At 63.3% G+C, this 24,322-nt stretch carries 25 protein-coding genes; all 25 read left to right on the plus strand.

The window, feature by feature from the left end:
- The first annotated feature begins 145 nt into the window (after nt 1-145).
- Complete coding sequence (locus tag ACVDHI_RS08295) at nt 146-1,237, plus strand: HD-GYP domain-containing protein (RefSeq protein WP_447211955.1); 1,092 nt, start codon at nt 146-148, stop codon at nt 1,235-1,237.
- Between the two features lie 391 nt (nt 1,238-1,628).
- Nucleotides 1,629-1,997, plus strand: coding sequence for an ArsR/SmtB family transcription factor (locus ACVDHI_RS08300; protein ID WP_301479597.1), 369 nt, complete (start codon nt 1,629-1,631; stop codon nt 1,995-1,997).
- An 84-nt stretch (nt 1,998-2,081) separates the two neighbouring features.
- Nucleotides 2,082-3,146, plus strand: coding sequence for an ACR3 family arsenite efflux transporter (arsB, locus tag ACVDHI_RS08305; protein WP_447211956.1), 1,065 nt, complete (start codon nt 2,082-2,084; stop codon nt 3,144-3,146).
- A 51-nt stretch (nt 3,147-3,197) separates the two neighbouring features.
- Nucleotides 3,198-3,623, plus strand: coding sequence for a glutaredoxin-dependent arsenate reductase (gene arsC / locus ACVDHI_RS08310; RefSeq protein WP_104455529.1), 426 nt, complete (start codon nt 3,198-3,200; stop codon nt 3,621-3,623).
- A gap of 103 nt (nt 3,624-3,726) precedes the next feature.
- The gene (befA, locus tag ACVDHI_RS08315) at nt 3,727-4,503 is read left to right on the plus strand and encodes a beta cell expansion factor BefA (RefSeq protein WP_041212621.1); all 777 of its coding nucleotides are present in this window, start codon (nt 3,727-3,729) and stop codon (nt 4,501-4,503) included.
- A 139-nt stretch (nt 4,504-4,642) separates the two neighbouring features.
- Nucleotides 4,643-5,029, plus strand: a complete 387-nt coding sequence (locus tag ACVDHI_RS08320) for a hypothetical protein (RefSeq protein WP_447211957.1) — start codon at nt 4,643-4,645, stop codon at nt 5,027-5,029.
- Nucleotides 5,030-5,158: 129 nt separating this feature from the next.
- A complete protein-coding gene (gene fliE, locus ACVDHI_RS08325; RefSeq protein ID WP_029314161.1) occupies nt 5,159-5,476 on the plus strand; it encodes a flagellar hook-basal body complex protein FliE in 318 nt (105 codons plus the stop codon).
- Between the two features lie 55 nt (nt 5,477-5,531).
- Nucleotides 5,532-7,232 (plus strand): flagellar basal-body MS-ring/collar protein FliF, encoded by a 1,701-nt coding sequence (gene fliF / locus ACVDHI_RS08330; RefSeq protein ID WP_041212623.1) that lies wholly within the window; start codon nt 5,532-5,534, stop codon nt 7,230-7,232.
- Nucleotides 7,225-8,286: a flagellar motor switch protein FliG gene (fliG, locus tag ACVDHI_RS08335; RefSeq protein WP_010673917.1), complete on the plus strand. Its 1,062-nt coding sequence runs from the start codon at nt 7,225-7,227 to the stop codon at nt 8,284-8,286. Before fliF ends, fliG begins: the two co-directional genes overlap by 8 nt.
- Before the next feature lie 70 nt (nt 8,287-8,356).
- Entirely contained in the window at nt 8,357-9,160 is an 804-nt protein-coding gene (gene fliH, locus ACVDHI_RS08340; RefSeq protein ID WP_042878970.1) for a flagellar assembly protein FliH, read from the plus strand.
- A 74-nt stretch (nt 9,161-9,234) separates the two neighbouring features.
- Nucleotides 9,235-10,566 (plus strand): flagellar protein export ATPase FliI, encoded by a 1,332-nt coding sequence (fliI, locus tag ACVDHI_RS08345; RefSeq protein ID WP_029314163.1) that lies wholly within the window; start codon nt 9,235-9,237, stop codon nt 10,564-10,566.
- 16 nt (nt 10,567-10,582) lie between these two features.
- The gene (gene fliJ, locus ACVDHI_RS08350) at nt 10,583-11,023 is read left to right on the plus strand and encodes a flagellar export protein FliJ (protein ID WP_039039911.1); all 441 of its coding nucleotides are present in this window, start codon (nt 10,583-10,585) and stop codon (nt 11,021-11,023) included.
- An 87-nt stretch (nt 11,024-11,110) separates the two neighbouring features.
- On the plus strand, nt 11,111-13,030 hold the full coding sequence (locus tag ACVDHI_RS08355; protein ID WP_447211958.1) for a flagellar hook-length control protein FliK: 1,920 nt from the start codon (nt 11,111-11,113) through the stop codon (nt 13,028-13,030).
- 57 nt (nt 13,031-13,087) lie between these two features.
- On the plus strand, nt 13,088-13,594 hold the full coding sequence (fliL, locus tag ACVDHI_RS08360) for a flagellar basal body-associated protein FliL (protein ID WP_010673922.1): 507 nt from the start codon (nt 13,088-13,090) through the stop codon (nt 13,592-13,594).
- A gap of 10 nt (nt 13,595-13,604) precedes the next feature.
- Nucleotides 13,605-14,678, plus strand: a complete 1,074-nt coding sequence (gene fliM / locus ACVDHI_RS08365) for a flagellar motor switch protein FliM (RefSeq protein ID WP_041212627.1) — start codon at nt 13,605-13,607, stop codon at nt 14,676-14,678.
- Nucleotides 14,679-14,719: 41 nt separating this feature from the next.
- Nucleotides 14,720-15,115 (plus strand): flagellar motor switch protein FliN, encoded by a 396-nt coding sequence (fliN, locus tag ACVDHI_RS08370; protein ID WP_010673924.1) that lies wholly within the window; start codon nt 14,720-14,722, stop codon nt 15,113-15,115.
- Nucleotides 15,112-15,495, plus strand: coding sequence for a flagellar biosynthetic protein FliO (gene fliO, locus ACVDHI_RS08375; protein ID WP_010673925.1), 384 nt, complete (start codon nt 15,112-15,114; stop codon nt 15,493-15,495). The genes fliN and fliO overlap by 4 nt, the downstream gene beginning before the upstream one ends.
- Nucleotides 15,482-16,240, plus strand: coding sequence for a flagellar type III secretion system pore protein FliP (gene fliP / locus ACVDHI_RS08380; protein WP_010673926.1), 759 nt, complete (start codon nt 15,482-15,484; stop codon nt 16,238-16,240). The genes fliO and fliP overlap by 14 nt, the downstream gene beginning before the upstream one ends.
- Before the next feature lie 83 nt (nt 16,241-16,323).
- Nucleotides 16,324-16,593 carry a flagellar biosynthesis protein FliQ gene (gene fliQ, locus ACVDHI_RS08385; protein ID WP_010673927.1) on the plus strand — a complete coding sequence of 90 codons (270 nt, stop codon included), beginning with the start codon at nt 16,324-16,326 and terminating at the stop codon, nt 16,591-16,593.
- 85 nt (nt 16,594-16,678) lie between these two features.
- A complete protein-coding gene (fliR, locus tag ACVDHI_RS08390) occupies nt 16,679-17,476 on the plus strand; it encodes a flagellar biosynthetic protein FliR (protein WP_010673928.1) in 798 nt (265 codons plus the stop codon).
- A gap of 74 nt (nt 17,477-17,550) precedes the next feature.
- Nucleotides 17,551-18,681, plus strand: a complete 1,131-nt coding sequence (gene flhB, locus ACVDHI_RS08395) for a flagellar biosynthesis protein FlhB (protein WP_041212629.1) — start codon at nt 17,551-17,553, stop codon at nt 18,679-18,681.
- A 329-nt stretch (nt 18,682-19,010) separates the two neighbouring features.
- Entirely contained in the window at nt 19,011-21,113 is a 2,103-nt protein-coding gene (gene flhA, locus ACVDHI_RS08400; RefSeq protein ID WP_048207234.1) for a flagellar biosynthesis protein FlhA, read from the plus strand.
- Between the two features lie 16 nt (nt 21,114-21,129).
- Entirely contained in the window at nt 21,130-22,626 is a 1,497-nt protein-coding gene (gene flhF, locus ACVDHI_RS08405; RefSeq protein WP_010673931.1) for a flagellar biosynthesis protein FlhF, read from the plus strand.
- A gap of 1 nt (nt 22,627) precedes the next feature.
- A complete protein-coding gene (locus tag ACVDHI_RS08410; protein WP_010673932.1) occupies nt 22,628-23,503 on the plus strand; it encodes a MinD/ParA family protein in 876 nt (291 codons plus the stop codon).
- The gene (locus ACVDHI_RS08415; protein WP_041212632.1) at nt 23,496-24,215 is read left to right on the plus strand and encodes an RNA polymerase sigma factor FliA; all 720 of its coding nucleotides are present in this window, start codon (nt 23,496-23,498) and stop codon (nt 24,213-24,215) included. Before ACVDHI_RS08410 ends, ACVDHI_RS08415 begins: the two co-directional genes overlap by 8 nt.
- Nucleotides 24,216-24,322 lie beyond the last annotated feature (107 nt).

A 24,322-nucleotide genomic window follows, 5' to 3' on the forward strand; every position in this document is an offset into this window, starting at 1 on the left:
GGCGGGCGTGACATGACCACGGGCAGGGAGGGGGCCGTCGCCGGTGCGGGCGGGATCACGATCCCTGTGCGCCGTCACCATTTGGCAGGAGGGGCAAAAAGGGTGTCACTATACTCCCAACAGGCCTATCAGAAGGATGTACGGGATGGAGAGTTCATTTGGTGAGAAAGTGCAGAACGTGCACGCCACCCTCAGGCAGCGCTTTGACAAGTTGAGCCGGGTGGCGATCGCCATCTACGACCCGCAGACGGACCAGCTCAAGACCTTTGCCCACAGCACGGACGGGGGCTCGCCGCTGTTGCAGTACGAGGTCAGGCTGAGCGAGGTGCCTTCCCTGCGCTACCTGGCCGAGCACCAGCAGCCCAGGGTGCTCGATACCCTGGATTCCCTGCTGGGCTCCCCCTCCGAGCACAGCCGCAAAGTGCTGGCGGCCGGGTACGCGTCGAGCTATACCGAGCCGCTGCTGCTCAACAGTCGCTTGTTCGGCTTTCTGTTTTGCGATGCCAAAGAGCCCGGTTACTTCGATGGCGCCATTTGCGGTGAGCTGGCGGCCTATGCCCAGATCCTGGCGGCCATCATCGCGGTGGAGTTCTTCTCCATCCAGACCCTGAACGGTGCCCTGATCACGGTGCGGGAGTTCAGCCGCTACCGGGACGAGGAGACCGCCAATCACCTGCACCGGATGTCGGCCTATTCGCGGCTCATCGCCCGGGAGGTGGCGGCCCATTACCCCTTGAGTGACGAGGAGGTGGAGTTCATTCACCTCTTCTCCGAGCTGCACGATATCGGCAAGATTGCGGTGCCCGACGCCATCCTGCTCAAGCCGGGCAAGCTCACGGCCGAGGAGTACGGGGTGATGAAGACCCACCCCTTCAAGGGGCGGGAGATGATCGCCCTGATGATCCGCGAGTTCGGCCTGGACGGCATCCATCACACCGACATGCTGGAGAACATCATCGCCTACCACCACGAGCGTTTCGACGGTCAGGGTTACCCGGAAGGACTGGCGGGGGAGGCGATCCCCCTGGAGGCCCGCATCGTCGCGGTGGCGGATGTGTTTGACGCCCTTACCAGCGAGCGACCCTACAAGCAGGCCTGGCCCCTCGAAACGGCCTTTGAATACCTCAAGACCCATGCAGGCAGCCAGTTCGACCCTGTCTGCGTCGCGGCGGCGCTGCAAAGCCGGGAGGCGTTTTGTGCCATCCATCGGCAATATCGGGATCCCGTGATCACCTGATTGCGCCCCTCTCTCCTCCCCGGTTTCTCCCGGATTCCCCAGGCCCCGTCATCTGATGGCGGGGCCCTGGGGCCCTCTCTCGTTTCATCGCCTTTAGGTGCATTCGGCGCCGGGGGTTGTTCTGCGGCATTGCGGCTTTGCGGCGGGGCAGGGCGCCGCGGTGAGCGGGGCGGCCAACGGGAGGATTATCCGGGGTAAGGTCATAAGAGTGCCTTATAAAGAGAGGCCAGATATTAGCCGTATGACTGACATGAGGCCGCTGGCGGGCACGACATGGCCGGGGCGGCGCCTCTGGCGGCCCGTCCCGTCGCGATGTCGGCTCGGTGGTGACACTTTGATCATTTCAATAATTCTTGTATAGTTGAAATGAAGCATCCAAGGGGGGAGACCCATGAACAAAGAGACGGCCACCAAGGTCTTTGAATCGCTGGCTTCCGGGATCCGGCTCGAGGTGTGGCGGCTGCTGGTCAAGGCCGGGCTGGAGGGGCGGGTCGCGGGGGAGCTGGCCGGCGAGCTCGACATCGCTCCCAATACCCTCTCGTTTCACCTCAAGGGGATGCTCAACGCCGGGTTGCTGTCGGTGGAGCAGGAGGGGCGCTTTCTGCGCTACCGCGCCAACATCCCCCTGATGCTGGGGGTGATCGCCTACCTCACCGAGGAGTGTTGCGCTGGTCATCCCGAGGCGTGCGACCTGCTGCCCGCCGGGCCCGGCAGCGCTTCCCGCGTCGAGGGGTCGTCGCCCTGCTGCGGCGAGTCGTAACGGGCCAGGGCTGTCGATGCCCATGTGCCGTGTCATTCATCTATTCAACCTGGGGTGCGAGCGTGGATCGCACCGGGAGTCATCATGTCTGCAAGCTGTGAGGCCAAGGCAGCCCCTGCCATCGGCTTTTTTGAACGTTATCTGACCGCCTGGGTCGCCCTCTGCATCCTGGTGGGCATTGGCCTCGGGCAGGGGTTGCCGAGTCTCTTCAAGGCCATCGGCGCCATGGAGGTGGCCAGGGTCAACCTGCCGGTGGGGCTGCTTATCTGGGTGATGATCATCCCCATGCTGCTCAAGATCGACTTTGGCGCCCTGCACCAGGTGAAGGGGCACCTCAAGGGAATCGGGGTCACCCTCTTCATCAACTGGCTGGTCAAGCCCTTCTCCATGGCCTTCCTCGGCTGGCTCTTCATCCGGGTGCTGTTTGCCGACTGGCTGCCGGCGGATCAGCTGGACAGCTACGTGGCGGGCCTCATCCTGCTGGCGGCGGCCCCCTGCACCGCCATGGTGTTTGTCTGGAGTCGCCTCACCAACGGCGATCCCTACTTCACCCTGTCGCAGGTGGCGGTGAACGACCTCATCATGGTGTTTGCCTTTGCCCCGCTGGTGGCGCTGCTGCTCGGGGTCTCCAGCATAGTCGTGCCCTGGGATACCCTGCTCACCTCGGTGGTGCTCTACATCGTCATCCCCGTCATCCTCGCCCAGCTGCTGCGCAAGGCCTTGCTGAGAAAGGGGCAGGCCCATTTTGACGGCGTCATGACGTGCATCCAGCCCTGGTCGGTGGCGGCCCTGCTGCTCACCCTGGTGCTGCTGTTCGCCTTCCAGGGCAACGCCATCATCGAGCAGCCGCTGGTCATCGCTCTCCTGGCGGTGCCCATCCTGATCCAGGTGCTGTTCAACTCCGGGCTCGCCTACTGGCTCAACCGCAAGGTGGGGGAGAAGCACTCGGTGGCCTGCCCTTCCGCCCTGATCGGGGCCTCCAACTTCTTCGAGCTGGCGGTGGCCGCCGCCATCAGCCTGTTCGGCTTCCACTCCGGTGCCGCGCTCGCCACCGTGGTCGGGGTGCTCATCGAGGTGCCGGTCATGCTGCTGGTGGTGCGCGTGGTCAACGCCAGCAAACCCTGGTACGAGGCGGGGCTGAGCCGCTAACGGATGGCCGCTAACCCATTTCTATTCACTTGAGTCATGAGAGACAGGTAAATGAGTGCAATCACTATCTATCACAACCCAGAGTGCGGCACCTCCCGCAACACCCTCGCGCTGATTCGCAACAGCGGTGTGGAGCCCACCATCATTCACTATCTGGAGACGCCCCCCTCCCGCGACGAGCTGGTGGCCCTGATCGCCGCCATGGGCATGCCGGTGCGCGATCTGCTGCGAAAGAACGTGCCCCCCTACGAGGCGCTGGGGCTGGCAGAAGATCGCTTCAGCGATGACGAACTGATCGATGCCATGCTGGCCGACCCCATCCTCATCAACCGGCCCATCGTGGTCACCCCCCTCGGCACCCGGCTGTGCCGCCCGTCGGAGGTGGTGCTCGATATCCTGCCCGACCCGCAGCAAGGGGCCTTTGCCAAGGAGGATGGCGAGCAGGTGGTGGACGGCCAGGGTAAACGGCTTCGTTGAGCCCCTGCGCGTCAGCGTCTGACCCGCGCCGGGGGGATGCCCTTAACGGGCAGGCGCCAGATCTGCTACTGTGACCTTCGACTCATCACAGAGGGTGGAAACAATGAAGATTCGATTCCTGGTGATAGCCACGGCACTGGCGCTGGCCTCAACCCCCGGTCTGGCCGACTGGGCAAAGCTGAAGGAGGCCGCCTCCGAACTCGGTACCGCGGTGAGCGATACCAGCAAGGAGGCGTGGAAGGGGATCACCGATTTTTCCAAGGAGACCTGGGAGTCGGTGTCCAGCTGGGGGGCCGAGGCCTACAACAAGGCGGGGGCCTGGACGGCAGAGAGCGCGGCCACCGGCAAGGAGTGGCTGACCGCCGCCGACAAGAAGCTCGACACCATGCTCGAGCCCAAGACCCCGGAGGAGGCGAGAACCGCCCTCGATACCATGGCCGATACCGCCCTGGTGCGGCTGTTCAACGAACAGCCCTCGGCCAAGTTGCTGTTTGACAAGGCTTATGGCTATGCGGTGTTCGACTCGCGCAAGTTCTCCCTGATGATCCACACCAATCAGGGGGCCGGGGTGGCCGTCAATCGCACCAGTGGCAAGCACACCTACATGAAGATGTTCGGTGCCGGTCTTGCGGCCGGGATCGGCGGCAAGTTCTACCAGCAGGTGATCCTGTTCGAAGACAAGGCGAGGTTCGATGCCTTCGTCAGCAAGGGGTGGGAAGCCACCTCCGAGGTGGGCGCCGTGGCGGGCAAGGAGAGCGCCGAGCTCACCGCCAAATACAATGGGGGCATGGCCATCTACCAGATTGGCGAGAAGGGGCTGTTGCTTGACGCCAACATCTCGGGCTCCAAGTACTGGCTGGATGATGACCTGAACAAGTGATCCCTGCCGATCTGACTCGTTTTTTCTTGGAGGAGATCGAGGTGCACTCTGTTTAATTGTCGGGACTTGCAGTAAAAAGAGGGCCTTGGGCCCTCTTTTTCATGGGCGCCGTACAGAGTCCAGCGACAAGGAGAGCAAGATGACCCATGAGGCCGAACAGGAGCGGATGGCTGCCCACCGCCGGGAGTGGGACAAGCAGAGCATCTATCTGCGCCTGCAGGAGGGGATCCCGGCCGCGTTCTGGGTCTGGGAGGATCTGGTAGCACCGCTCGAGCCCTGCCTGACACAGAGTGATCAGGGGGCATCCTTCGGTTGGGGGGAGGCCGACGAGGCCAGCCTGGCGCTTTCCCATGCCATCATCGCCAGGCTGGTGAGCGTGGGGCTGGTGGCCCCCGAGCAGGCGGGGGAGAAGGCCCGCTACCTGCGCGACGAGGTGCTGGCCAAGCTGCCTGCAGGCGAGCACTACGATCTGCACCTGAGTTACCTGCGGCTGCTGCTGGGCGATCCCCCCGGCTCTGCAACCTGATCCCCGGATGGCCGGTGCCCGCCGGCCTGATCGCGCCCCTCTTTTATCCCTGATCTCGAGATCTCGCTCTGGTTGGCACCTTTATTGCTTCAAGCCAGTCAGTGTCAATGATTTGTCTGGGAAGGGAAGATGGAAATTAGCGCAAGCAGCCTGATGCAAGAGATGCAGGCCCTCAAGGTGGAAGCCGGTGCCACGCCGTTGACCCAGCCCGGTCGTCCGGTCAGTTCGGATTTCGGCCAGATGCTGCAACAGGCCCTGGACAACGTCAACGAGTTGCAGGGCACCGCCAACGATCTGCGTACCCGCTTCGATCTCGGCGACAAGTCGGTGGATCTCTCCCAGGTGATGATCGCCGGCCAGAAATCCTCCATCGCCTTCGAGGCGACGGTGCAGGTGCGCAACAAGATGGTCGATGCCTACAAGACCATCATGAACATGCCGGTGTAACTCGGGCCCATGGCGACCGAGCATCATGAAGATGTCAGCAACAAGGACATAAACCGTGGCAACTGATCAAAACGGCGATCTGCTGATCAACAACGAGGGGGCGGCCGCCCTCGACGAGCACGAGCAGAAGAGCTCGGCGCTGGGCTTCCTGTCCAACACCGATGTGTTGCGCCAGATCACCCTGATCCTGGGGCTGACCATCTGTCTGGCCATCGCTGTCTTCATCCTCTTGTGGGGCAAGGAGCCGGAGATGCGTCCCCTCGGCACCTTCACCACCCAGGAGCTGGTCTCCACCCTGGATTACCTGGATCAGCAGAAGATCCCCTATCAGGTGGATGGCAAGAGCGTGCTGGTCAGTGCCGAAAACTATGCGGACATCCGGTTGCGCCTGACCCGCGCCGGTCTGGCCAACAACAGCGACGCCAGCAACGACGGCGAAGCCATCCTGCTCAAGGACTCCAGCTTCGGCGTCAGCCAGCGCATGGAGAGCGAGCGCCTGAAACTGAGCCGCGAGCGTCAGCTGGCGAGCGCCATCGAGCAGTTCCAGAACGTCGCCAAGGCCCAGGTGCTGCTGGCTATCCCGAAAGACAACGTGTTCGCCCGCAACGAACGCAAGCCCAGCGCCACCGTGGTCCTGAGCCTCAAGGGCAACGCCCTGGGCCAGGGTGAGGTGGACTCCATCGTCGACATGGTCGCCTCCGCCGTTCACGGTCTGGAGCCGACCCGCGTCACCGTGACCGACCAGAACGGTCGCTTGCTCAACTCCGGCTCCCAGGATCCCCTCTCTGCCCAGACCCGCAAGGAGTTTGCGATGCAGCAGAAGCAGGAGCTCGAATACAAACAAAAAATTGACGCCATCCTGATCCCGGTGCTGGGGGCCGACAACTATACGGCAGAGGTGGATCTCTCCCTCGACTTCTCCCAGCAGGAGCAGACCCGCAAGACCTACAACCCGGACCTGCCGGCGGTGCGCTCCGAAATGACCATGGAAGAGAACAGCGCCAGCGGCAGCAACGGCGGGGTACCCGGCGCCCTCTCCAACCAGCCGCCCGCTGCGTCCAACATTCCCGAGCAGGCTGCCGGCGGGGAAGGAACCGCCTCTTCCGGCCGTTCCCGCAAGGAAGCGACCCGCAACTTCGAGCTGGACACCACCGTCAGCCACATCCGGCGCCAGCAGGGCGGCATTCGCCGCATGACGGTGTCGGTGGCGGTAGATTACAAGGCCATCCCCGGCGCCGACGGTGCCGTGACCCGGGAAGCCCGCAGCCAGGCCGAACTCGATACCCTGCGCCGTCTGCTGAGCGGCGGTCTGGGCTTTGACGTGACCCGGGGGGATACCCTGGAGGTGGTCGCCATTCCGTTCAACCGCCCGGAACTCGAGACCGTGGCCGACATCCCCCTCTACGAGCAGCCCTGGTTCTGGCGCGCGGTGCGCATCGCCGCCTCCGTGCTGGTCATCATAGTGCTCATCGTCACCGTGGTGCGGCCCATGCTCAAGCGCCTGCTCTACCCGGACGCCAAGCCGGAAGGGGAGCTGGACTTCGACAACCACACCGTGCTGGGTGGCGACGACGAACTGAGCCTGCTGGCCGCCCAGGCCGAGGCCGAACCGGTATTCGGTCTGCGGGATGGTCAGCTCAAGCTGCCTGACCTGCACCGTGACGAGGATCTGCTCAAGGCCGTGCGCGCCCTGGTAGCGAACGAACCTGACCTGGCCGCCCAGGTCATCAAAGAATGGGTAACCAAAGATGCCTGAAGAGAATAAAAGCCAGGTCACCGGCAACGACATCACCGAAAGCCAGCGTTTGATCCTGGATCAGATGGGCGGCATGGAGATGGCGGCGGTGCTGATGCTGAGCCTCAACGAGGAGGATGCGGCCCAGATCTTCCGCCACCTCGAGCCCAAGCAGGTGCAGCGGCTCGGCATGTCCATGGCCTCCATGTCGGATTTCAGCCACGATCGGGTGGCGGCGGTGCATCGTCAATTTATCGACGACATCCAGAAGTACACCAACATCGGCATCGGCAGTGAAGACTTCGTGCGCAAGGCCCTGGTGGCGGCGCTCGGGGAGGACAAGGCCAGCAACCTGGTGGATCAGATCATCCTGGGATCAGGTGCCCGCGGCCTCGACTCCCTCAAGTGGATGGATGCCCGCCAGGTGGCCAGCATCATCCAGAACGAGCACCCGCAGATCCAGACCATCGTCCTCTCCTATCTGGAGCCGGAGCAGTCCGCCGAGATCCTGAGCCAGTTCCCGGAGCAGGTGCGCCTGGATCTGGTGATGCGCATCGCCAACCTCGAAGAGGTGCAACCGGCGGCGCTGCAGGAGCTCAACGACATCATGGAGAAACAGTTCGCCGGTGCGGCCGGTGCCCAGGCGGCCAAGATGGGCGGCCTGAAGGCGGCGGCCAACATCATGAACTACCTGGACACCAACATCGAAGGGCAGCTGATGGACTCCATCCGCGAGTCGGACGAGGAGATGAGCCAGCAGATCCAGGATCTGATGTTCGTGTTCGAAAACCTCATCGACGTGGACGATCGGGGCATCCAGACCCTGCTGCGGGAAGTGCCCGGGGATCTGCTGCAACGGGCCCTCAAGGGGTCGGACGACCAGATGCGGGAAAAAGTATTCAAGAACATGTCCAAGCGGGCCGCCGAGATGCTGGCGGACGACCTCGAGGCCATGGGGCCGATCCGGGTCTCCGAGGTGGAAGCCGCCCAGAAGGAGATCCTCTCCACCGCGCGCCGCCTGGCGGATGCGGGCGAGATCATGCTGGGGGCGGGTGGTGGCGAAGAGTTCCTCTAAGCCATGGGCCATGGAATGTGCGATGATGTCGGCCCCTGTACCCGGCCCTCGATAGGAGTCTCTTCGGCACATGAATGACAAGAACAGCAAACTGCGCGGCTATCTGAGGCCCGAGTCCGACACGGCGCAGATTGAGACCTGGGGCTGGCCAGAGATGGAGACCGAAGCAGAGGTCGAGACCAATGCCCTGGGGCTGGCTCCTGACTGGTATCGTCAGGAGCAGGCCGATGCGGCTCTGCCGGAAGAACAACCCGAAGAACCCGCCCCCAGCATCACCGCCGAAGAGGTGGAGGCGATTCGTCAGGCCGCCTGGGAAGAGGGGATGCGCGATGGGCGCGAGGCCGGTTTTGCCAAGGGGCTGGAAGAGGGCAAGCTCGAAGGCTTGCAGCAGGGCCACCAGGCCGGGCTGGAGCAGGGCAGGGAAGAGGGACTCGCCATGGGACGGGAGCAGGTGGAGCTGGAGATAGCCCGCTGGCAAGCCCTGGTCTCACGCCTGGCCACTCCCCTTGGCGAGATGGACGAGGCGGTGGAGCAGCAGCTCATCGCCCTGGTGCAACAGCTCGCCCGCGCCCTCATCCGCCATGAGGCGCAAACTTCCCCCACGCTGCTGCTGGAGGCCCTCAAGCAGGGGTTGGCCCTGCTCCCTGCCGCCGAGCAGGGGGTCACCCTGATGCTGCACCCGGAGGATGTTACCCGGGTGGAGGCCGCCTTTGGCGCCGAGGAGTGCGCCAGGCGCCACTGGCGGCTGCAAAGCGAGCCCACCTTCTCCCCCGGCGATCTGCAACTGGCCACCGAGCTTTCCAGCATCGATCTCACCCTCTCCGGGCGCATCGATCAACTGCTGCGCAACTTCCTGCGTGACAACGCGAGCTGAGCCATGGCCCGGTTCGAACCCGTCGTGCAGCGCCCTGCTGACGGCATCATCAGGCACTCATCGTCGGAGGCGACATGACGGCACCCCTTCTTGATCGGCTTAAAGGCTACCGGGTTCGCGAGCAGGCCCCCATACCACCGGTGGCAGGCAAGCTCACCCGGGTGGTGGGGTTGACCCTGGAAGCCATTGGCTGCCGCGCCGCCATCGGCTCCCTGTGCCGCATCGATACCCAGGATGGGGCCCTGGAGGCCGAGGTGGTGGGGTTTGCCGGGGATCGCCTGTTCTTGATGCCGAGCGAGCAGCTCAAGGGAGTTATTCCCGGCGCCCGGGTGGTGCCCGTCACCGAAGATCACGGCATCCCGGTGGGCATGAGTCTGCTTGGCCGGGTCATCGACGGCATCGGCCAGCCCCTGGACGGGCTCGGCCCCATCCTCTCGTCCCAGACGGTGCAGTTCGCCCAGCACCGCATCAATCCCCTAGCCCGTCGCCCCATCCATCAACCCATGGACGTGGGGGTACGGGCCATCAATGCCGTGCTCACCGTGGGCCGGGGTCAGCGAATGGGGCTGTTCGCCGGCTCCGGTGTCGGCAAATCCGTGCTGCTTGGCATGATGACCCGGGGCTCGGTGGCGGATGTCGTCGTGGTAGGCCTCATCGGCGAGCGGGGCCGGGAGGTGAAGGAGTTCATCGAGGAGATCCTCGGCGCCGAGGGGCGCGAGCGCGCCGTGGTGGTGGCCGCCCCTGCCGATGCCTCGCCGCTGATGCGCCTCAAAGGGTGCGAGACGGCGCTCGCCATCGCCGAGTATTTCCGCGAGCAGGGGCTCAACGTGCTGCTGCTGATGGACTCCCTCACCCGCTACGCCCAGGCACAGCGGGAAATTGCACTGGCGGTGGGGGAGCCGCCGGCCACCAAGGGCTATCCCCCCTCGGTGTTTGCCAAATTGCCGGCGCTGGTGGAGCGGGCCGGCAACGGCAGCGACGGTCAGGGCTCCATCACCGCCTTTTTCACCGTGCTGACGGAGGGGGACGATCTGCAGGATCCCATCGCCGACGCGGCCCGGGCCATCCTCGATGGCCACATCGTGCTGGCGCGGGAGCTGGCGGATGCGGGCCACTATCCGGCCATCGACATCGAAAAATCCATCAGCCGGGTCATGCCCATGGTGACCTCACCGGAGCACATGGAGCTGGCGCGCACCTTCAAGCAGTTCTACTCCCTCTACCAGCAGAACCGGGACCTCATCACCATCGGCGCCTACAGCCAGGGATCGGATCCGCGCATCGACCGGGCCATCATCCAGAAACCCTATCTGGATCAGTTCTTGCAGCAGAAAATGCGCGAGGTCATTCACTACGATGAAGGCCTGCAATCCCTGCAACTGGTGGCCATGCCCCTGATGCGTTGACCGGTGGAGAGCCCTTATGAGTAAAGGATTGACGTTGCTGGCGAGTCGGCTGGAGGAGGCCGAACAGCAGGCCGCCATGGCGCTGGCCAAGGCCCAGCAGGATCTCAAGCTGTTCATGGATCAGCAAAACGCCCTCAACCAGTACCGCCAGATCTACCACCAGCAGTGGACGGAGCGCGGTCTGCAGGGGATCAGCCCCCAGCAGAACAGCCAGTATCACGCCTTCATCAACAAGCTCGAAAACGCGGCGACCCAGCAGTACCAAGGGGTGTTGCAAGTGCGCGAGGCGCTGGCCGAGTGCCGCACCCAGTGGCTCGAAGCCCAGCAGCGGCGCAAGGCGGTCGAGCTGCTGCTGGAGAAGAAGGCGGACAAGGTGCGCCAGAAGGCCCAGCGCCAGGAGCAGAAGATGCTGGATGACTACGCCATCCTGCGTCGTTATCACCAATCTGGCCTGTAATTTGCTTTCTTCCGGTCATGCGAGGCCGATGGGCCAAGCCATGACCGCACGTGCGGCCGTCACCGAATCGTCGTCAGGGATCCCAGCATGATACAGACCCCCTTGATTAGCACTCTCCCCCAGGCGCCTTCTGCCGATGGCAGCGCCACCCTGCTGGCTCCCACCATTGGGGGCGAAGGGGGCGTGCAGCCGTCAGGCGAGGGCAAGGCCGCCTTCTCGCAAGCCATGGCCATGGCCCAGCTGATGGGCAAGGCGCCAGCCAGTCAGGGCAACCCACCGCTCCAGGGCCCCGCCGAGGGCGCCCGGGAGGGGCTTGCCCCGGCTGCCAAATCTTTGGCGTCTGACGAGCCCGCCACCGAGTCCGTGTCTTCCTCGAAGGGGGCGGACGACGAGGGCGAGCTGCCTCCCGACGACTTCCTGCAACAGTTGCAAGCCTCCCTGCGCCAGGATGTGAGCCTGGTGGTGCCCCCGACATCGCCCGCCATGGCCGGTGAGGCGGCGGCGCCTGTGGACGGCAACCCCTTGCCGCCTAGCGCCGCTGCGCCTGGGATGGCAGAGGGGGTGGGAATGGCGAAGGACGTGGGGATGGCAGAGGGCGTGGAGGCGGCAGAGGGGAGCGCCTCTCTGCCGCAGATGGCGCCAGAGCGTCAGCATGAAGGGAACAAAACGAAAGCCATCCCCGGTGCGGCCCAAGGCGCCAGCGCCGTGCCGAGCGGTCAGGGGGCTCTGCCGCTGGGGGCCGAAGAGCCCCCCTTGGCCGATGACACTGCCGTGGCTGACCAGGGCGGAGCGACCCGCCAGCCCATGGCAGGGCAGGGAGCGGAGCCGGATGCCAAGGGGGGTGAGCCCCCTCTCTCGGGTCAGGAGCGTGCCGCCCTGCTCGCCAAAGTAGTGGCAGGAGAAAACGCCCAGGCTCCCACTGTCACCCGGGCTGACTCATCGCAAGAGGCACAGGTGACCGATCCCCTGGCGTCGGCCGGACAGGGGACAACCACTTCCCGTGCCGCCAGCGCCTATGGCGATGGCGTGATCCGGACGGTGGCGCAGGGGCCGGCCCCTGTGGCCGCACCGGAGTCCGCCCCGCCCGCGACGGCGGCAGGGGCAGAGAAGGAGGCCCCTGTCGCCGGTGAGGCCAGACAGGCCGAGGCCGCGAGCGGGCGGGGAGCCCGTGCAGGGGCCGAGCCTGTAGCGAATGCAGGGAGCAGCCAGCCCGTGACGACGGAGGACCCGGCCCCAGTCCAGGCGGCGCCGCAGATCCTGGCTCGTCATGAATCCCAGGGGGCACAAGCCCCCCTGACGGCCCTCTCGGCGGGCCTGGACCAGATGGAGAGCGCCCCCGTGGTGGCCGCCGGCGCTGCCGTGTCGGTGAAGCCCGCGGTGGACAAGTCGCGGCTCGATGAGCTGGGAAAACAGTCGGGGATGGAGGTCAAGGGCAGTGAACCCGCCGAGGGGAGCCAGCCTTTGCATCAGGCACAGAGCCAGGTCGGCGAGAACCGACCGCTGGCCGAGGCGACCGTCAGACGAGAGCCTCAGAGCCTGCCCCACCTCAAGCTGGCGACCCCTGAGGCCCCCGAGCAGCTTCACCACAAGGTGAACCTGATGCTGGCGGACAAGCTGCAACAGGCGGAGATCCAGCTAGACCCCCTGGGGCTTGGCAAGATGAAGATCCAAATCCAGATGGATGCCTCCAGCCAGGCCAGCGTGCACTTCGTGGTGCAGCATGGCCAGACCCGTGAGATGCTGGAGCAGGCCATGCCGCGCCTGCGCGACATGCTGGCAGGGCAGGGGATCCAGCTCGGCCAGACCGTGGTGCAGCAACAGGCGCAGCAGCAAGCCTTCCAGCAGCAGGGGCAGTCATCCTCCCAGGGTCAGTCCGGTTTCGGTGACCAGGGGCGACAGGGGGGAAATGGTGGCGGCAGCGATGGCAGAGAGGCCGAGGGGAGCGCTCGCAACCTCACGCTGCTGGTGGAATCGGCAAACGATGCCGGAATCGATTTCTATGCTTGATGCATTCTTAAGTAAGTTTATGATACCGAACAAGTTTGAGACTAGGGTGGACAAGGGATGGCAGACGATAACGAACTGACGCTGAAGGATCCGGCGGCAGGCAAGAAAAAGAAGCTGATCATGATAGTCGCCCTGGCCGTCGTGCTCCTTGGTGGGGGTGGCGCCGGCGCCTGGTTCATGCTCGCCGGTGGGGATGAGCCCGCCGCCGAAAAAAGCGAGGCCAAGCCGGAGGCGAACACGCCCCAGCCCTCGCTCTATGTGGGCATGCCCCGTCCCTTCGTGTTCAACGTGGCGGGAGGCCAGCGGGATCGGCTGGTGCAGATCAAGATCCAGCTGATGGTGCGTGGCACCGCCGACGAAACCCTGGCCAAACAGAACATTCCCCTGATCGAAGGCACCTTGCTGCGGGTCTTCAGCTCGGCGACCGCCGAACAGCTGATGACCTTCGAGGGCAAGGAGAAGCTGCGTCAGGATTCGCTGGAAGAGTGCCGCCGGGTGCTGAACGACCTGGTCTCTTCTCCCGTAATCGAACAAGTGCTGTTTACCGGCTTTGTCATGCAATGAAAGGTGAAGCGTGAGCGATCTGTTAAGTCAGGACGAGATTGATGCCCTGCTGCATGGCGTCGACGATGTCGAGGAGGAGGAGCTGGGATCAGCCGGAGATCCCGGTATCGCCCAGTTCGACTTCTCCTCCCAGGACCGCATCGTCCGCGGCCGCATGCCGACCCTGGAGCTGGTGAACGAACGGTTTGCCCGCCACATGCGCATCAGCCTGTTCAACATGATGCGGCGCACCGCCGAGGTCTCCATCAACGGCGTGCAGATGCTCAAGTTCGGCGAATATGTCCACACCCTGTTCGTGCCCACCAGCCTGAACATGGTGCGTTTCCGCCCCCTCAAGGGGACGGCGCTCATCACCATGGAGGCGCGGCTCGTCTTCATCCTGGTGGAGAACTTCTTTGGCGGTGATGGCCGCTACCACGCCAAGATCGAGGGGCGGGAATTCACCCCCACCGAGCGGCGCATCATCCAGATGCTGCTCAAGCTGGTGTTCGAGGACTACAAGGACGCCTGGGCGCCGGTGATGGACGTGGGCTTTGAATACCTCGACTCCGAAGTGAACCCGGCCATGGCGAACATCGTCAGCCCCACCGAGGTGATCGTGGTGAGTTCCTTCCACATCGAGCTGGACGGCGGTGGCGGCGACTTCCACGTGGCCATGCCCTACTCCATGCTGGAACCCATCCGCGAACTGCTGGATGCGGGGGTGCAGAGCGACAAGGGGGATACCGACGTGCGCTGGAGCAAGGCCCTGCGCGACGAGATCATGGACGTCAAGGTGGAGCTCAAGGCCAAGCTGCTGGAGACCGAGCTCTCCTTGCGTGAGCTGATGGAGCTCAGACCCGGGGACATCATCCCGGTGGAGATGCCGGAGAACCTGCTGGTCTTTGTGGAGGACTTGCCCACCTTCCACGCCAAGATGGGGCGCACCAAGGAGAACGTGGCGCTCAAGATCACCGACAAAATCAAGCGCCCTGACGGGGTCAAGACAGAGATGCATCTGGTGACTCGCGGGGGCGTGCGCATTGATGGCGAAGCCGAGCTGGAAGAGCTCGAGCGAAGCATCTCTGACAAACACCCTGATTGATCCTCCCCCCGGGGAGGTGTTGCAACACTGAGGAATTGAAGATGAGCGGAACCGATGACGAGCAGGATTTGATGGCTGACGCCTGGGCGGCCGCACTGGAGGAGCAGGTCACGGCCGAAGCCAAGCCTGCCCCCCTGGAGGAGTTGAAGGACGAAGCCCCCATCAGCGCCGAAGAGCGGCGCAAGCTGGACACCATTCTGGACATCCCGGTGACCATCGCCATGGAAGTGGGCCGCAGCCAGATCAGCATTCGCAACCTGCTGCAACTGAACCAGGGCTCGGTGGTGGAGCTGGATCGGGTGGCGGGTGAGCCCCTGGACGTGCTGGTCAACGGCACCCTGATCGCCCACGGCGAGGTGGTGGTGGTGAACGACAAGTTCGGTATCCGCCTTACCGACGTCATCAGCCAGATTGAAAGGATCAAGAAGCTCAAATGATCCGTGTGCTCCCGTTGTGGCTGTTTTCCCTGCCTGCCTTGGCCAACCCGGGGGTAGGGGCCAATCCCCCCAGCCTCACCTCCTGGCTGCTCTCCAGCCTGATGGTGATCGGCCTCATTCTGGTGCTGGGCTTCCTGCTCAAGAAGAGCAAGCTTTCCCAGGTGATGGGAGGGGGCCAGATGAAGGTCATCGCCACCCTGCCCCTTGGCTACAAGGAGAAGCTGATGGTGGTCAAGGTGGGCGGCCAGCAGCTGCTGGTCGGGGTGACGCCGCAGCAGGTCAACTTCCTCTATCGCCTGGAGGAGCCGCTGGACGAGAGCCAGCCTCAGGCGTTCTCCGAGCAACTGGGCAAACTGATGGGCAAGCATGAAAAACGTTAACTGGACCCGGTGGCTGGCACTGCTCTCCCTGGTGCTCTCGCCCCTGGCGATGGCCCAGGACGGCATGTCTGCACTCACCGTCAAGACCATGGCGGATGGCAGTCAGGAGTACAGCCTGACCCTGCAGGTGCTGGCGCTGATGACCGCGCTCTCCTTCCTGCCGGCCATGGTGATCATGATGACCTCCTTCACCCGGATCATCGTGGTGCTCGGCATCCTGCGCCAGGCCATCGGTCTGCAGCAGAGCCCCTCCAACCAGGTGCTGATCGGCATCGCCCTCTTCATGTCGTTTTTCATCATGTCGCCGGTGCTGGATCGCATCAACAACGAGGCGTTGCAGCCCTATCTGGCCGAGACCATCGGGGCCAAGGAGGCCCTGGAGAAGGCGGAGCTGCCCATTCACCAGTTCATGCTGGCCCAGACCCGGGTCAAGGATCTCAATACTTTCATGGAGATAGCGAACGTGCAGGTGGCCGAGCCTGCTGACGTGCCGCTGCGGGTGCTGATCCCGGCCTTCGTCACCAGCGAGCTCAAGACCGCTTTCCAGATAGGCTTCATGCTGTTTCTGCCCTTCCTGGTCATCGATCTGGTGGTCGCCAGTATCCTGATGGCCATGGGGATGATGATGCTCTCCCCCATGCTGGTCTCCCTGCCGTTCAAGCTGATGCTGTTCGTCATGGTGGATGGCTGGAACCTCATTCTGGGCTCCCTGGCCACCAGCTTCGGGCTGGGCTCGGGTGGTTAGGGGAGGGCAGACCCTCCCCCGGCTCTCCCCTTCACTCGGGGAGGAAGCGAAGAGGCCTGCAAACCCATCACAAGGAGCGAGCAATGAGTCCTGAAACCTTCGTCGACGTCTTTCGCGAGGCGCTTTGGCTGGTGACCATCATGGTGTGCGCCGTGATCCTGCCGAGCCTGATGGTGGGGTTGGTGGTCGCCATCTTCCAGGCCGCCACCTCCATCAACGAACAGACCTTGAGCTTCCTGCCCCGTCTGGTGGTCACCCTGCTGGCCCTGGGGGCGGGGGCTCACTGGGGATTGCAGAGTCTGATGGACTTCTTCCAGCTGATGGTGAGCCAGATCCCCGAGGTGGTGGGCTGATGCCAGCCAAGGACCACCCTTTCGCTCTGGCAGACCGGGGCCTGCGTCCTCCCGTTGGCCTGTTCCTGCCGGGAGTGCCGCTGTCATGACCTACACCACGGCGCTCATCATGGAGTGGCTCTCCTCCATCCTCTGGCCCCTGGCCCGGGTGAGCAGTCTCCTGATGGTGATGGCGGTCTTCGGCAGCCGGCTCGCCCCTGCCCATATCCGCATCGGCCTGGCGCTGGCGATCACCCTCATCATCGCCCCCCTGCTGCCCCCCATGCCGAAGATCGAGCTCTTCTCCCTCGGCAGCTTCCTGGTGCTGGGGCAGCAACTGCTCATCGGCATCGCGCTCGGCCTCATGACCCAGTTCCTGCTGGAGACCTTCGTGATGGCGGGTCAGGTCATCGCCATGCAGACCAGCCTTGGCTTTGCCACCCTGGTGGATCCCATGAACGGCCAGTCGGCTCCCGTGGTGGGCCAGTTCTACCTGATGCTGGCGACCCTGGTGTTTCTCGCGGTGGACGGCCACCTGCTGATGCTGCGCATGGTGGTGCTGAGTTTCGAAACCCTGCCGGTATCTGACAGCGGGCTCACCCTGCCTGCCATCCGCAGCCTGGTGAGCTTTCTCGGGGTCATGTATCAGGCTTCTCTGGTGATGGCGCTCTCGGCCATCATCGCCCTGCTGCTGATCAACTTCGCGTTCGGGGTGATGACCCGTGCGGCCCCCCAGCTCAACATCTTCAGCATCGGCTTTGCGGTCAGCATGATGTCGGGGCTCTTCATCCTCTGGCTCACCATCGGTGGCTTCATGGGACACTTCGACGCGCTCTGGGAGCGGGTGCAGGAGACCAGCTGCGAGCTCATCAACGTCCAGTGCTTCGGGGGCCAGCATGACTGAGGCCCTCCCGGTTGCGGCCCTTTTGCCGCCACTCTGGCGGGCCGCCAGTCGGCTGATGCCGGCAGGAGGTCAGCATGGCTGATACCGATCAGGAACGCACAGAACAACCCACGGGCAAACGACTGCAACAAGCCCGGGAAAAAGGGCAGATTGCACGTTCCAAGGAGCTGGGTACCGCCAGCGTCCTGCTGGCGACCGTGTTCGGCCTCCTGATGATCAAGGAGAGTCTGGCAGGGGCCATGATCAAGGTGCTCACCATGGGCTTTACCCTGGACCGGGATCAGGCGTTCGACCCCAATGCCATGGGGGCCATGGTGCCCGCCCTGCTGGGGGAGCTTATCCAGCCGCTGGGGCTGCTGTTCATGCTGGTGATCATCGCTGCCTTCGTCGGCAACACCCTGCTCGGCGGGATGAACTTCTCCTCCGAGGCCATGCTGCCCAAGTGGAGCAAGCTGAGCCCCCTGAGCGGCATCAAAAGGATGTTCGGGGTGCAATCCCTGGTGGAACTTGTCAAATCCATCGCAAAAGTGGTGTTTATCAGTCTGTTCGCCTGGTGGATGCTGTCGAGCCAGTTCAACCATCTGCTGAATCTCTCTCTCGAGGGCTTTCCCGGCGGCATCGTCGATGCCCTGGACCTGCTGCTCTGGATGCTGATCATCCTCTGCTGCGCCCTGATCCCCATTGTCGCCATCGACGTGCCGTTCCAGAGCTGGAACCACAATCGCCAGCTCAAGATGACCAAGCAGGAGATCAAGGACGAGTTCAAGGACAGCGAAGGCAAGCCCGAGGTCAAGGGGCGGATACGCCAGTTGCAGATGCAGATGGCCATGCGCCGCATGATGGGGGATGTCCCCAAGGCCGATGTGATCATCACCAACCCGACCCACTACTCGGTGGCGCTCAAATACGATGCGGGCAAGCCGGGGGCGGCGCCCAAGGTACTGGCCAAGGGGGTCGACGAGGTGGCGATGAAGATCCGGGAGATCGGGCGCGAATACGACATCCCCGTCATGTCCTCCCCGCCGCTCACCCGGGCCCTTTACCACGCCACCGAGATTGGCCAGGAGATCCCGGAGGGGCTCTTCGCTGCCGTCGCCCAGGTCCTGGCCTATGTCTATCAGCTCAAGAAGTTCCGCCGTGGCCGCGGCCGGCGCCCGACCCCCATCGCCAAGGATCTGCCCATTCCACCCGAGTTTCGCAAATAACGCAGTGGTGGCAGCCTGATCCCGTGTGCTCTCCCTTGTGCCCCCCGCGTTTCGCAAATAAAGCGGTGGGATGGCCCTACCATCCGATCTCTCCCTTGTGTCGCAAACAAGGCCGCAATCTCCCTGTCGAGGCGCGGCGCCTCACCCCATGGCCTGGGCTGGCCTTTGGCCTGCTTGGTGAAGGCCGCTTCCCCTTGTCGCCATTCCCCGTGACGCCAACGACGGACTTCTGACAGCGTTAAAATAAAAACCATATAGATCAATGCATTGAATCCTTGGCTTGATATTTGCTTTAATCCGTCATTGGCAGTTTATCATTGAGAAGCACGATGGGATTCAAAGCGGGACTGGGCCGTTTCAAAGAGTACAAGTGGCTGCTCAGCAGAGGGGTAGGGACGCCGCTGCTGGTATTGGCCTCTCTGGGGATGGTGGTACTCCCCATTCCGCCCCTGATGCTGGATATCCTCTTCTCCTTCAACATCGCCCTCTCCATCGTGGTGCTGCTGGTAGCGGTCTATACCCGCCGCCCCCTGGAATTTGCCGCCTTTCCCACCGTCTTGCTGATCGCCACCCTGCTGCGGCTCGCCCTCAACGTCGCCTCCACCCGGGTGGTGTTGCTGGAAGGCCACAACGGCAGCGCGGCGGCAGGCCATGTGATCGAGGCGTTCGGCAACGTGGTGATCGGCGGCAACTATGCCGTGGGCATCATCGTCTTCATGATCCTGGTGATCATCAACTTCGTGGTGGTCACCAAGGGGGCGGGCCGGATCTCCGAGGTGAGCGCCCGCTTCACCCTTGACGCCATGCCCGGCAAGCAGATGGCCATCGATGCGGACCTGAACGCCGGTCTCATCAACCAGGAAGAGGCCAAGAAGCGCCGTCAGGACGTGACTCAGGAAGCGGACTTCTACGGCTCCATGGACGGTGCCTCCAAATTCGTGAAGGGGGATGCCATCGCCGGCATCATGATCCTCTTCATCAACATCATCGGCGGCTTCATCATCGGCATGATGCAGCACCAGCTCACCTTCGGCGAAGCGGCCCAGGTCTATACCCTGCTCGCCATCGGTGACGGTCTGGTCGCCCAGATCCCCTCGCTCCTGCTCTCCATTGCCGCGGCCATCATCGTCACCCGTCAGAATACCGACCAGGACATGGGGACTGCGGTACTCGGCCAACTGTTCGAAAATCCCAAGGCGCTGGTGATCTCCGCCGGCATCCTGCTGATGATGGGCAGCGTACCCGGCATGCCGCACCTGGCTTTCCTGAGCCTGGGGGCGGTGGCGGCGGCGGGCGCCTGGTGGCTGCTGCGCCGCGAGAAGCAGAACAAGGCGAAGGCGGCGAGCGGCGAACTCATGCCGACCCAGGGGGATGCCCCGGTGGAGCAGAAGGATCTCAGCTGGGACGACGTCATGCCGGTGGACATCATCGGCCTGGAGGTGGGTTATCAGCTGATACCTCTGGTGGACAAGAACCAGGGGGGCGAGCTGCTCAACCGGATCAAGGGGGTGCGCAAGAAGCTCTCCCAGGAGCTGGGCTTTCTGGTGCCTGCCGTCCACATTCGCGACAACCTGGATCTTGCCCCCAACCAGTACCGCATCACCCTGATGGGCGTGAGCACGGGGGAAGCCACCGTCTATCACGACAAGGAGATGGCCATCAACCCGGGGCAGGTGTTCGGCCAGATCCACGGTATCGCTACCCAGGACCCGGCGTTCGGGCTGGAGGCGGTCTGGGTTGCCAAGGAGCAGGTCTCCCAGGCCCAGACCCTTGGCTATACCGTGGTCGATGCGGCCACCGTGGTGGCTACCCACCTGAGCCAGATCCTCTCCAACCATGCGGCGCTGCTGCTGGGTCATGACGAGGTGCAACAACTGCTCGACATGATAGGGAAGCATCAGAGCAAGCTGGTGGAAGGACTGGTTCCCGAGGTGATCAGCATGGGCAACCTGGTGAAGGTATTGCAGAATTTGCTCAATGAAGGCGTGCCAATTCGCGATATGCGCACTATCCTGCAGACCCTCGTGGAATATGCGCCCCGCAGCCCGGACCCGGAAGTGCTGACCGCAGCCTGCCGGATCGCCCTGCGCAGATTGATTGTGCAGGAGATTGCCGGCCCCGAACCCGAGCTGCCGGTGATCACCTTGTCACCAGAACTGGAACGTATATTGCATCAATCCCTGCAAGCAGGTGGGGGAGATGGCGCCGGTATCGAACCGGGACTGGCGGAGCGGATGCAACGCTCCCTGGTGGAAGCCACTCAACGACAAGAACTGGAAGGCCAGCCGGCCGTGCTTCTGACATCGGGGATATTGCGCAATACCCTGGCGAAATTTGTCAAGAATGCCATTCCTGGATTACGCGTGCTGTCCTATCAGGAAGTGCCTGACGACAAGCAGATCCGCATCGTCAGTGCGGTGGGACAGGGCTAGTTAGCGGAGATGACGGGTGAAGATTAAGCGGTTTTTTGCCAAAGACATGCGCACGGCGCTGGCCGAGGTCAAGGAGACTCTCGGACCCGATGCCGTCATCATGTCCAACAAAAAGGTCACCGGTGGGGTGGAGATAGTCGCGGCCGTCGATTATCAATCCCAGGTACCGGGGCCTAAAGACGCGCCGGTTCGCCGTCAGTTGAATGAAGAGAGCGTCAATATCTCGTCTGCGGGCAAGCAGATGACGAGGTCGGCGCCACCCAAGGAACAGAACGAATACTACGCCGATACCCTGGCGGCCCTGCTGGCACGCCAGCAGAAGCTCAATCCGGCCAACCCGGCGGGTGGCAATGGCGCCCCGGGATCATGGTCTGGCAACGGAGGTAACGGTCAGCCAGCTTCGGCCTCCTGGCCCGCCAATGGCGCTGCCGGCACCCAGTCCGCCGGACTGGCGGGCGCGGCCAGTGCTCCCAGAACCCTGGCCGAACAGGGCCAGTGGGGCGCCGCTCCCGAGCCCGCCAAGCCCAAGGCCCGTCCTGCCGCCGCCCCGCGCCAGACCCAGTCCGCCCAGCGGGATCAGGAGATGGAGGGGATGCGCAAGGAGATGGCCAGCATCCGCAAGCTGCTGGAGCACCAGATCTCCGGCCTGATGTGGCAGGAGGTGGAGCGCCGCGAACCCATGCGCGCCCTGCTCATCAAGGAACTCAAGAAGATGGGGTTCGACGACGCCTTTGCCGATCAGCTGGCGGGCCTCATCCCCGAAGACATGCCGATCCATCAGGCCATGGCCCAGCTGGCCGAGGTGCTGACGGCCCAGCTCAAGATCAGCGAGGACGAGATCCTGCGTCAGGGAGGGGCGGTGGCCCTGCTCGGACCGACCGGGGTGGGCAAGACCACCACCATCGCCAAGCTGGCGGCCCGCTTTGCCATGAAGTATGGCGCCGAGCAGGTGGCGCTCATTACCACGGACAACTACCGGATCGGGGCCCACGAACAGCTGCAGACCTATGGTCGCATCATGGGTTGCCCGGTGCGGCAGGTGCGGGACGCCGAAGAGCTGGCCAGTGCCCTCTATCAGTTCCGCCATCGCCGGCTGGTGCTCATCGACACCGCCGGGGTGGGTCAGCGGGATATCCGCCTGACCGAACAGCTCGACACCCTGGTAAAGAATGCCAAGGTGCGCATCCGCAGTTATCTGGTCATGTCGGCCACCTCCCAGCGACGTGTGATGCAGGAGGCGGTGGATCACTTCCGGCGCATTCCGCTCTCCGGCTGCATTCTGACCAAGCTCGACGAGAGCCTGAATCTGGGTGAAGTGATCAACGTGTGCATTCAAAACGCCCTGCCCATCAGTTACATCACCGACGGGCAACGGGTGCCGGAAGATATTCAAGTTGCCAACGCGGCGCTGCTGGTCGGTGCCGCCATGGGGTCGCTGGAACGGGAAGCAGAAGATCCCTATTTCTGGGGATCGGGTTTTGGCGAATCCGAAGATTCGGAGTTTTATGAGTAACATGTATATGGATCAGGCGAGTGGTCTGCGCAAAATGCGTCAAAACAATCGAGTGAAAGTGATCGCCGTGTCCGGAGGCAAGGGGGGCGTCGGCAAGACCAACGTGACCCTGAACGTGGCGGGAGCCATGGCCGCCCAGGGCAAGCGGGTGTTGGTGCTGGACGCCGACCTTGGCCTGGCCAACGTCGACGTCATGCTGGGGCTGAGGGTGCATCGCAACCTCTCCCACGTGCTGGCGGGGGAATGCACCCTGGATGACATCATCGTCGAGGGGCCCTACGGCATGATGATAGTGCCAGCCACCTCGGGCACTCAGTCCATGGTGGAGCTCTCTCCGGTACAACATGCCGAGCTCATCCGCGCCTTCAGCGAGATGAAGACCCAGGTGGACGTGTTGCTGGTGGACACGGCGGCGGGGATTTCCGACATGGTGCTGAGCTTCACCCGTGCCGCCCAGGACATCATGGTGGTGGTGTGCGATGAACCCACCTCCATCACGGATGCCTACGCGCTCATCAAGATCCTCTCCAAGGATCACGGTGTGTTCCGCTTCAAGGTGGTGGCCAACATGGTCCGCTCCCTGCGCGAGGGGCAGGAGCTGTTCGCCAAGCTGACCCGGGTCACCGACCGCTTCCTGGATACCTCCCTGGAGCTGGTGGCCTGCGTGCCTTACGACACCAACCTGCGGGCCGCGGTGCGCAAGCAGAAACTGATAGTTGAGGCGTTTCCAAAATCCCCTGCTGCCCTGGCATTTCGTGCCCTGGCGAACAAGGCGGCGAGCTGGCCCATCCCGAATCAGCCGGGCGGCCACCTCGAATTTTTCCTGGAAAACTTGTTGCAAAAGCCGGTCATAACACAGGAAGACTCCCGTGAATAAAGCCCAAGCATACTTGCGTCATCAGGATTCCTACGTGCTGGTTGAGCGACACGCTCCGCTGGTCAAGCGGATTGCCCAGCATTTATTGGCTCGCCTGCCAAGCAGTGTCTTGCTGGATGACCTGATCCAGGCAGGTATGATTGGGCTGCTCGAAGCTTCCCGCAACTTTGACGGCAGCAAGGGCGCCAGCTTTGAAACCTATGCCGGCATCCGCATCCGTGGTGCCATGCTCGACGAGATCCGCCGTGGAGACTGGGTGCCCCGCTCGGTGCACCGCAACAGCCGTGCCATCGCAGAAGCGATCGAGAACGTGGAGCAGGCCCATGGCCGGGATGCCAGAGACACCGAGGTGGCCGCCAATATGGGGGTGTCCCTCGGGGAGTACCATGCCATGCTGCAGGATGTCTCCTGCGGCAAGATCATCGGCATCGAGGATCTGGGCGTCAGTGAAGATGTCATCGGTCATCCCGATGACGGCAACGGTCAGGGAGGATTCGACGATCTGGCGGCCGAGCGCTTCCAGGGGGCCCTGGCGGAGCACATCGCCCGTCTGCCGGAGCGGGAGGCGCTGGTGCTCTCCCTTTATTACGATGAAGAGCTGAATCTGCGCGAGATCGGTGAAGTATTGAGTGTGAGTGAGTCTCGGGTGAGCCAGATTCATAGTCAGGCCATGCACAGGCTGCGCGCCCGTTTGCGAGATTGGAATTTATAAGTGGTTGTACTGGCTACACTGGAGCACAACTCTAAGGCATAATCCGCACCATAAAACCTGCGATCTGCATCATGTAAGTGAGCCGTCTTGGCGGCTATTTAGGAGGA

Source organism: Aeromonas sp. 25-248 (assembly GCF_053005425.1).

What these genes read in the sequence shown, in the direction of transcription:
- fliI (WP_029314163.1), top strand. Translation starts at nt 9,235, where the DNA reads ATGACGGCACCCCTTCTTGATCGGCTTAAAGGCTACCGGGTTCGCGAG.
- ACVDHI_RS08300 (WP_301479597.1), top strand. Translation starts at nt 1,629, where the DNA reads ATGAACAAAGAGACGGCCACCAAGGTCTTTGAATCGCTGGCTTCCGGG.
- fliH (WP_042878970.1), top strand. Translation starts at nt 8,357, where the DNA reads ATGAATGACAAGAACAGCAAACTGCGCGGCTATCTGAGGCCCGAGTCC.
- ACVDHI_RS08410 (WP_010673932.1), top strand. Translation starts at nt 22,628, where the DNA reads ATGTATATGGATCAGGCGAGTGGTCTGCGCAAAATGCGTCAAAACAAT.
- fliO (WP_010673925.1), top strand. Translation starts at nt 15,112, where the DNA reads ATGATCCGTGTGCTCCCGTTGTGGCTGTTTTCCCTGCCTGCCTTGGCC.
- befA (WP_041212621.1), top strand. Translation starts at nt 3,727, where the DNA reads ATGAAGATTCGATTCCTGGTGATAGCCACGGCACTGGCGCTGGCCTCA.
- ACVDHI_RS08295 (WP_447211955.1), top strand. Translation starts at nt 146, where the DNA reads ATGGAGAGTTCATTTGGTGAGAAAGTGCAGAACGTGCACGCCACCCTC.
- fliG (WP_010673917.1), top strand. Translation starts at nt 7,225, where the DNA reads ATGCCTGAAGAGAATAAAAGCCAGGTCACCGGCAACGACATCACCGAA.
- arsC (WP_104455529.1), top strand. Translation starts at nt 3,198, where the DNA reads ATGAGTGCAATCACTATCTATCACAACCCAGAGTGCGGCACCTCCCGC.
- fliE (WP_029314161.1), top strand. Translation starts at nt 5,159, where the DNA reads ATGGAAATTAGCGCAAGCAGCCTGATGCAAGAGATGCAGGCCCTCAAG.
- ACVDHI_RS08320 (WP_447211957.1), top strand. Translation starts at nt 4,643, where the DNA reads ATGACCCATGAGGCCGAACAGGAGCGGATGGCTGCCCACCGCCGGGAG.
- flhA (WP_048207234.1), top strand. Translation starts at nt 19,011, where the DNA reads ATGGGATTCAAAGCGGGACTGGGCCGTTTCAAAGAGTACAAGTGGCTG.
- fliJ (WP_039039911.1), top strand. Translation starts at nt 10,583, where the DNA reads ATGAGTAAAGGATTGACGTTGCTGGCGAGTCGGCTGGAGGAGGCCGAA.
- fliP (WP_010673926.1), top strand. Translation starts at nt 15,482, where the DNA reads ATGAAAAACGTTAACTGGACCCGGTGGCTGGCACTGCTCTCCCTGGTG.
- fliL (WP_010673922.1), top strand. Translation starts at nt 13,088, where the DNA reads ATGGCAGACGATAACGAACTGACGCTGAAGGATCCGGCGGCAGGCAAG.
- arsB (WP_447211956.1), top strand. Translation starts at nt 2,082, where the DNA reads ATGTCTGCAAGCTGTGAGGCCAAGGCAGCCCCTGCCATCGGCTTTTTT.
- flhB (WP_041212629.1), top strand. Translation starts at nt 17,551, where the DNA reads ATGGCTGATACCGATCAGGAACGCACAGAACAACCCACGGGCAAACGA.
- fliQ (WP_010673927.1), top strand. Translation starts at nt 16,324, where the DNA reads ATGAGTCCTGAAACCTTCGTCGACGTCTTTCGCGAGGCGCTTTGGCTG.
- fliR (WP_010673928.1), top strand. Translation starts at nt 16,679, where the DNA reads ATGACCTACACCACGGCGCTCATCATGGAGTGGCTCTCCTCCATCCTC.
- fliN (WP_010673924.1), top strand. Translation starts at nt 14,720, where the DNA reads ATGAGCGGAACCGATGACGAGCAGGATTTGATGGCTGACGCCTGGGCG.
- ACVDHI_RS08355 (WP_447211958.1), top strand. Translation starts at nt 11,111, where the DNA reads ATGATACAGACCCCCTTGATTAGCACTCTCCCCCAGGCGCCTTCTGCC.